At 72.5% G+C, this 8,868-nt stretch carries 1 protein-coding gene; it reads right to left on the bottom strand.

Annotation, left to right across the window (positions count from 1 at the left end):
* Positions 1 to 8,765: beta strand repeat-containing protein (locus AC1DY2_RS10285; RefSeq protein ID WP_476762337.1), on the bottom strand; the 8,765-nt coding region annotated here is incomplete at its 3' end.
* Between the last annotated feature and the right edge of the window lie 103 nt (positions 8,766 to 8,868).

Here is an 8,868-nt window from a genome sequence, read left to right as displayed (position 1 = left end):
CCGGTGCAGGCGAAGGTGCGGGTGTTGAGGATCGTCACGGCGAGCGTCGCGGCGACGCCCACGGTGCCGCCGCCCGCGCCGACCACGACCGAGACGACCGCGTCGGTGGCGGTGGCGATGATCGCGATGTCGTTCCGGGCCCGCACGATCGCACCGTTGCCGACGTGCGCGCGGGTGTTCAGGTTGACGACCCGCACGCCGATCGGGATGGCCACGCCCGCGGTGCCGGCGATCGACAGGGCCCCGGCGATGCCCAGGTGGTAGAACTGGCCGGCCGCGGCGACCCGCACCGACTGGGCGGCGTTCGAGCCGACGGCGACGTCGGTGCAGCCGGCGTTGCAGTTGACCTTGGCGTTCGCGCCGATCCAGGCGTAGGTGTGGATGTCGTCGACGTTCACGGCGCCGGCCAGGTTCACGGCGGCGGTGCCGGCGACACCGGCCGAGATGCCGACGACGGCGATGTCGTCGCTGCTGTTCGCGGTGACCGCGACCCCGCGGAACGTGTCGGTGCCGGCGGTGATGACCCGGGGGCCGTAGGCGGCCGCGTCGCCGCCGGGGGTGACGCCGCTCTTCACGATGCTGTGGCTGCGACCCGTGGTGAAGGTGACGTTCAGGCCGGTGATGATCACACCGCCCTTGTCCTCGGGCTTGGTGCGCAGCTTCAGCTGGTTGGGGGCGAGGCCCGTGGTCTCGGCGTAGTAGGTGGCACCGTCGATGAGCCCGCCGATCGGCACGCCGCCGCCCGAGCTGTAGACGATCGTGTCGCCGTCGGCGAAGCCGTGGTCGTAGGGCAGGGTGATCAGGCTGCCGCCGGTGACCGCGCCGCCCTTCAGCGGGTTGAACCGCAGCGACTCGTCCTGACGCACGCCGGCCTGGTCGGTCGGGATGAGCCGGTGGCTCTCCCCTGTTCCGCCCGAGACGTTGATCGCGGCATCCGACAGGTTCTGCACCTTGTGGAGCTTGACGCGGAACGCGTCGACGACCTCGACGTAGTACACCTGCTGCGGCGTCACCTCGTCGCCGGGGGTGTCGCTCAGGCCGGTGATGTTCGCGCCGTAGCCCGAGTCGTAGATGACCTCGTCGCCGTTCTGGAAGCCGTGGGCGAAGCCGAGGTTGATGACGCCGCCGCCCTCGAGGGCCACCGAGGCGTCGAAGCGGGTGTCCTGCGTGGTCACGGTGTAGCCGCCGGTCGCGACGGTGAGCGGGGTGCCGTTGCCGAGCCCGACCACGACCGAGAACGCGCCGAGGGAGGCCCGGGTGTGCTTCGTGACGACGGGAACGCCGACCGCCGCACCGACCGCCGCCGTGCCGCCGCCCGAGATGTTGCCGGCGATGACGTTGAGGCGCAGGCGGTCGTCGGCCGACACGCGAACGCTGCCCGACACCTGCAGGTCGGCGCGGTCCGCGGCCGAGGTGCCGTCCTGCACGGAGGCCGTGGTGTCGACCGTGATGACCGAGACGCCGGCGTTCACGTTGACCGCGGCCGTGCCGCCGAACCCGCCACCGACCGAGAGCGAGTCGATGCCCTCGGTGGAGCGCGCGTCGACCGTGAGGTTGCCGCTCGCCCGCACGACCGAGCCCTTGCCGATCCAGGCCTCGGTGGTCTTGTGGAGGACCTCCACGTCGACGCCCGCGCCGACGCCGGCGGTGCCGCCGTAGGTGAGCTGGCCCGCGAGCGAGAGGGTCGTCGTGTCGTCGGTCGCGAGCACCGCGACGTTCGTCGTCGGCTGGCTGACGCTGCCGAGCAGGCTCGCCCTCGTGACATCCGTCGTCGTGTTCACGACGACCGAGCCCGCGACCCCCGCGGTGCCGCCGCCCGAGCCGCCCACCGCGATGAGGAGGAGGTCGCTCGACTGCGTCGCCGCGATGGTGAGGCCGGCGCCACCCGCCTGGATGTCCGCGCCCGCGGCGACCTGCGCCTCGACGACGGACCCGCGAACGACGACGACTGCGGATGCCCCCACGCCCGCCGAGCCGCCGCCGATCGCGAGGTTTCCGGCGGCCACGTCGGCGTCGGCGTCGCGGCTGGCAGTGACGCTCACCGCGCCGAGTGAGTGCACGTCGGTGCCGGTGCCGATGTGCGCGCGCACCTTCGGGCCCGATCCGCCCTGGTTGACGACGAACACGATGACCGCGCCGGTGACCGCGACGGAGTTGAGGCTGACGCCGCCCGCGATCGCGAGGAGGAACCAGTCCTCGACGGCGCCGGCGTCGACCGTCACCGAGCCGCCGGCCCGCACGTCGGCCGAGTCGCCGATGAAGGCCAGCACGTTGGAGTTGGCGACGACGACGATCACGGTGATGCCGACGCTCGCGGAGCTCTGGCTGAGCGAGAGCGTGCCGCCCACGTCGTCGACGGTGAGGCTGTCCTCGGCCCGTACGGTGACGGTCTGGCCGGCCCCGCCGATCGCGCCGGCCTGGTTGACCTGGGCGCCGTTGCCGATCCACGCCTGCGTGTCGAGGTCGAAGATCTCGATGATGAAGGCGCCCGACACCGCCGCGCCGCCCGAGCTGGCGCCGCCGGCGATCGCGACCGAGGTGAGCTTCAGCCAGTCGATCTTGCCGTCGAGCGGCGCCGGCACCTCGGGCACGAGCGAGAGCAGCGTCGAGGTCGCGGTGACGGCGATCGCGCCCGAGGCATCGGCCGTCGTGACGTTGCCGGCTCCGGTCGCCGAGTCGATGGCGGCCCTGGTCGTGATCTCCAGGTAGTTGACCGAGAAGGCCGCGCCGATCGCGGCGTCGTTGCCCGTCGAGAGCGCCCCGGCGATGGCGAGGTTCTGCAGGCCCATGAGCTGGGCCGAGCCCACCGTGATGCCGCCGGCCGGCGCGTCGAGGTCGGCGCCCTGGCCGACGAGCGCCTCGGTGGTGAGCAGGAGGATCTGGACGGCGGCGCTGCCCGCGAACGAGGTCGACTTACCGCCGCCGGCCGCGAAGCCCCACACCACGAAGTCGTTGCGTTGCGGCACCCCGCCGATGCTCGGCGTCGTCGCCTCGACCGTGATGCCCGAGTGGCCGTTGACCCCCGCGTCGGCGCCGATCGCTGCGCGGTTCGTGAGGTCCTGCACGTTGAGGCCGATCGCCGCACCCACGCGGGTGCCGTTCGACGAGAGGTCGATGGCCGAGCCCATCGCAAGGGCCTTCGCGTTGGCCCAGAGCGTCGAGCGCACCACGACGGCCCCGGTCGTCGCGGTCACGTCGACGTTCGCGGCGATGCGCGCCGTGCTCGTGGCGACGACCCAGTTCACGGCCACGGCCGCGGCGACGGCGGTGGTGCCGCTGCCGGTGCCCGACTGGCTCGACGACTGGCTGCTCGCGCCCGTGGCGCCGTTCGAGCCGTTCGTGCCCCCGTTCGACGAGGGCATCGCGGCGGTGCTCGACGAGGTGCCCTGCGTGTTGGGGTTCGAGCCGTTGACCTGCTCGTTCGACTTCTGGTCGCCGTTCGAGTCGGACTCGTCGGCGCCCTTCGCGCTCGCGACGGCCTTGGCCTCCGACCGGATCTCCGAGACCGCCAGCACGTTCACGGCGCTGCCGGTGGTGTTCCGTGCGACCTCGGCGAGCGTGGCCCAGTCGACGACGGCGTTGATCGAGAGGTCGGCGCCGACCGCGGTGCTCTTGCCCGCGGCATCCGCGTTGCCCTCGGTGACGATGTGCGTGAGGTGCGTCGCCCGCACCGTGACGACGCCGCTGCCGACGTAGGCGGTGCCCGAGGTGCCGAGCCGCGCGGTGACCCGGTCGCCGACGCTCACGACGAGCGCGACCACCGGAGTGACGGCCGTGCCGCCCTCGGTGCCGCCCTCGGCCGTCGTGATCAGCTCGCGGAACCCGAACGCGTCGACCGTGAGCGCGGAGCCGCCGGTGAGCGTCGAGCCGTTCTGCGCCTCGGCGCGCACGTCGCTGCCGTCGATGACCTGCAGGGCGACGGATGCCCCGACGCCGGTCGCCGATCCGACCTCGGCCTTGCCCGACGCCGATGCCGCGTCGCGCTCGTTGCTCTGCGCCGAGATGGTGACCGCGCCGCTCGTGAGGGTCGCCGAGGCTCCCGTCTGCAGGAGCGCCTCGGTGGTGTTGTCGAGGACGTTGATGGCGAGGGCTCCGGCGACGCCGACGCTCGTCGACTTGCTCGCGCCGGCCCGGGCGGTCGCCGTGACCTCGTGCTCCCACAGCCGGAACAGCTGGTCGGTGGTCGGGCTCCCCGGGAAGTGGTCGCCGTCGGTCACGGACGCGCCGGCCTGCAGGATCCACTCGTGCGACCCGTTGCGCTTGTAGAAGCCCGGGGCCTTCGAGCCGTCCTGCTCGGTCAGGCGGAACCAGTCGCCCTCTGCGGTCTCGTCCTTCGGCAGCTCGGCCTTCTCGTTGTAGACGTCGGCGGTGACCCACACCCACGTGGTGCCGTTGTACTTCCACACGCTCTGGGCGGGCTTCCCGTCGCGGGCGGTGGTGAGGAGGAAGTAGTCGCCGTTCGCGGGCGATCCGGGCAGCGCCGCACCGCTCGCGATGGTGGTGTCGGTCTCGATCGTCCAGTCGGAGCCGCTGTACTTGTAGATGCCGTCGTTGCCGCCCGTGCCGCCGTTGGTCTTCACGTAGGCGAGATCGTCCTTCGACGGGCCGGGCAGCTCCTTGCCCTCGTCGACGATCTTCCACTCGGTGCCGGTCCAGCGTCGGATGACGTCGTTCGCGTCGCCACCCGCGAGACCCGCGGTGAGCACGAGGCCGGTGCCCGTGATGGTCGCCGTTCCCGTCACGGCGCGGTTCACGATGCCGACCGAGTTGATCGCGACGCCCGCGCCGATGCCGACCGAGCCGTCGGTGGCCGAGTCGCCCTTGGCGTTCGCCGAGACATCCGTGTTCGCGAGCGACTTCAGGGTGACCACGCCACCCGACGCGATGACGACGCCGTTGCCGAACCAGGCGCGCGAGGTGGTGACGACCACGTTGATCGCGATGGCGCCGGCGATCGAGAGCGAGTTGCCGCCGTCCTCGTTCGACGCGGCCTTCGGCGTCGACGACGACTGGGTCTGCCCGCCGTTGCCGTTCCGCGACTGGTTCGCGTTGCCGAGGTTCGCGTCGGCCTTCTGGTTGACGTCCTTGCCGCCGCCGTCCTTGCCCTCCGACGGGGACGCGCCCTTCGCGGATGCCTCGGCGAGCGTCGTGACCTCGACGGCCTGCGTGGCGCCGAACGCGACGGCGCCGGTGGCGGTGATGCTGCGAGCACTGCCCGAGTCGACGACGACGCTGTCGAGGACGGCGAGTGCGAGCGAGACGCCGATGCCGGCGGTGGACCCCGCCTGGGTGTCGCCCTTGGCGGTGGTGCCGGCCTTCACACCCTGGGTGGCCTGGGCGGTGACGCTCGAGGCGGTGAGTGCGGTGGTGCTGCCGCCCAGCGATGCGCTGGTGCGGACGGTGGCCAGAGTGATCGCGATGGCCGGGACGACGGTGACCGATCCGGATGCTCCGCCGGCTTCCGCTTCCGTGGTGAGGGTCAGGTCCTCGGTCGCGGTGATGGTGAGTGCGCCGGCGCCGGTGAGCGGGGGGCCGCGGGTGGGATCGAGCACCTGGTCGATGCCCGCGTACACCCGGTGGGTGACGAGGTTGAGCGCGAACGCGGCGCCGATGCCGACGGTGCCGGTGCCCGACTGGGTCGCCTTGCCCGAGGCCTTGTCGACGGTCTTCGACTGGGCGATGAGCGTGACCGCGCCACCGCCGGTGATGACCACGCCGGGCGTGGGGCTCGGCGCCGATCCGGGGGCCTGGCTGCCGTGGATGACGCCGAGGGTGGTGGCGTCGACCAGGTTGAGGGCGAAGGCGCCGGCGATCCCCAGCGTGCCCGACCCGTCGGTCGCTCCGGCCTTGGCGATCGCCTGGAAGGTGTGGGTCGTGTCGGATGCCACGGGCTTCACGGTCGCGCTGAGCGTGAGGCCGTTCGCGGTGAGCGCGGCGCCGACCCCGGTGCTCGCCTCGTTGCGGAGGGTGACGCGGTTCACGGCGAGGCCGGCGCCGACGCCGACGGATGTCGCGCCGGTGGACGAGCCGTCGGCCGTGGCCGAGGCATCCGTGTTGTTGCGGGTGGTGAACGACGCCGGGCCGGTCGCGACGAGCACGACACCGTCGCCGAGGCGGGCGGTCGTCGTCGAGTCGACGAGGTTGAACGCGATGGCCGCGGCGACGGTGACGGCCGTGCCGTCCTCGTTCTTCGCAGCCGGGGTGCTCGACGCGCCGCCGCCCGAGGAGCGGCTCGACGCGTTGCCGAGCTTGGCGTCGGACTTCTGGTTGGCGTTCTTCCCGGTGGAGTCGCTGCCCTCGTCGGGTGCGGCCGCGGCGCTCGCGGTGGCGCTCGTCGCGGTGGTGGAGACGCCGTCGGCGGCCATGCTCACCGCCCCGCCCGAGGTGACGTTCCTGAGGATCGACGAGTCGGACTCGTGGTCGGCCGAGGTGAGCGCGAACGAGATCGTCGCGGCGAGGCTGGCCCCGCTTCCCGCGGTCGTCGCGCCCGTGGCGGTCGTGGTCGCCTTGGCGGTCTGGTCGGCCTTCGCGGTGATCGCACCCGACGTCGTCAGCGCAGGTCCCGCGAGGATCGAGGCGACGGTGCGCACGTTCGAGATGGCGATGCTCGCGACGCCGGTGAGCGAGGCCGTCGATCCGCCGCCCGCGCCGCCCTGCGTCTCGGTGGTGGTGTCGTCGAGGCCGGTCGCCACGATGTTCAGCGCCTTGACCCCCGAGATGGCGGATGCCGCGGCGAGCCCCGCCCGCACGGCGACGTTGATGAGGCTGATCGCCACCGACGCGCCGACGCCGACCGAGCCGCCGTCCTGCTTCGAGGTGGCCTTGGCGGCGTTCGTGTGGCTGCCGCGCGCACTCAGCGCGAGGTTGGCGTTGTTGAGGGAGTTGCCGGTGCCGCGCACTTCTGCGGCGGTGTCGGCGGTCACCGAGTTCAGCGCGAGTGACCCGGCGATGCCGACGCTGCCGCTGTTCTTCCGGCCCGAGATGCTCGTCGCGGCGAAGCTCGAGTCGCCGGTGGCGGGCCCCTGCGCGTCGACCGCGACGCTCGCGGCCTGCAGCGCGGCCCCCGAGCCGAGGAAGGCCGCGGTGACGACGTCGATGACGTTGATCGCGACGCCGATCGCGAGGCCGAAGCCGTTGCTGCCCTGGGTGGTGCCGTCGGCGGTGCCGGCGTCGGCGGTCGTGGCGACGGTGTTCTTCGCGGTCGCCTTCACGCTCTGCGCGCCGGTCGTGGTGACCTTGGCCCCGGTGATGTGCGCCGTGGTGTCGGTGCTGAGCACGGCCACCGAGAGGGCGCCCGCGATGTCGATGCTGCCGTCCGACGTGGACGACTGCCCGTTGCCGCGGCCGGGCGAGTTCGCGTTCTGGTTGTTCTGGGTCGCGCCGCCCTTGCCGGCCTTCGAGGTGGCCGTGACGGATGCCTCCTGCTCGGCGAGGATCGCGAGCGACGACGCCGTGGTCGGGGCGGCGCTCGTCGACGTGATGCCGGCCTCGGTCGTCTGGTCGAGGTGCACGATCGCGACGCCGGCTCCGGCGGTGGCCTCCTTGGCGTCGCCGACGCCGGTGAGGGTCGCGTGGTTCGACGCGGTGATCCCCAGGCCGCCGGTCACGGCGAGGCGCGCGGTCCCGGTGACGAGGCTCTTCGAGGTGGCGGTCACGGTGACGACCGCGACGGCGGCGTCGAAGCTCGCCGAGCTCCCGTCGGCTCCGGCGCTGCCCTCGTCCTTGCCGGCGTCGGCCTGGGGCGTGGCGCCGGCGTCGACGGTCGAGGTCGCCGTCAGTGCGACGTCGCCGCCCGCGGTCACGACCGAGGAGCCGCCGACGGTGACGGTCGCGTCGGAGAAGACGATGGCGGCATCGCCGTACTGCTTGTTCAGCGTGAAGGGGCCGACGATCGAGTCGGCGGTCATGGTCACGTCGCCGGTCGCGGTGATCGTCGCGCCGCCGCGCAGTTCGATGGTGGCGCTCGAGTTCACGATCGCGGCGTAGGCGGTGGCGGCCGTGGCATCCGGGATCACGGTCGCGTCGGCGTCGAGCACGACGTCGTCGGCGGTGATGGAGCCGCCGTCGATCACGATCGACACGTCGGCGTCGTGGTCGAGGCATCCGATGATCGAGAAATCGTCGAAGTCGGTGCAGTCGGCCGCGTTCAGTCCCTCGGTCGTGGTCTCGGCCGCCGTCAACGTGACGTCGCCCGTCGTCGAGATCGCGCCGTTCACGGTGATCTGCTCGACGTTGATGACGAGGTTGGCGCCGGCGAGGGCGATGGTGCCGAGGATGGTGATGGTGTCGTGCCCGTCGCCGCCGTTGATCGTGAGCGAGACGGTCGGGCCGGTGAAGTCGGTCTGCTCGAACGAGCCGTTGGTGCTGCGCAGGCGCAGGCCCCCGACGATGGACTCGAGCACGGCCTGGTCGTCGTTGCCGCTCAGGGTGAAGACGACGTCGGTCGCGGTGCCCACGTTCGTGATGGGCTCGATGTGCGAGTACACGACGGTCGTCGCGCCGAGGTGCAGGATGCCCGACGAGCCGTCGGCGGGCAGCGACACGAGCGAGCCCGCGCCGACGGTGACGAGCGTGTCGAAGCCGTCGGCACCGTCGAACACGACCGTGATGGCCGCGTCGGACGCCCGGCGGTCGAGGGTGAGCACGTCGTCCCCCGCCGAGCCCAGGATGCGGATCTCGGTGATGCCCGCGAGCGACCGCGTCTCGTCGCCGAAGGTCACCGTGCCGTCGGCGTTGAACACGAGGGTGTCGGCGGAGYCGTCCATCGTGAGCTGCCAGACGGCCGGCATCGGCGGGCCGGATGCCTCGGGCGCGGCGCCTCCGGCGGTGCCGGTCGCCCCGGGGCCGGCCGGGCCGGCGGGCTGGTCG

It is taken from the genome of Agromyces sp. P1_H4 (assembly GCF_056405255.1).
Note: the sequence above shows the minus strand (reverse complement) of the source record. Positions and strands in the feature narration are given on the sequence as shown.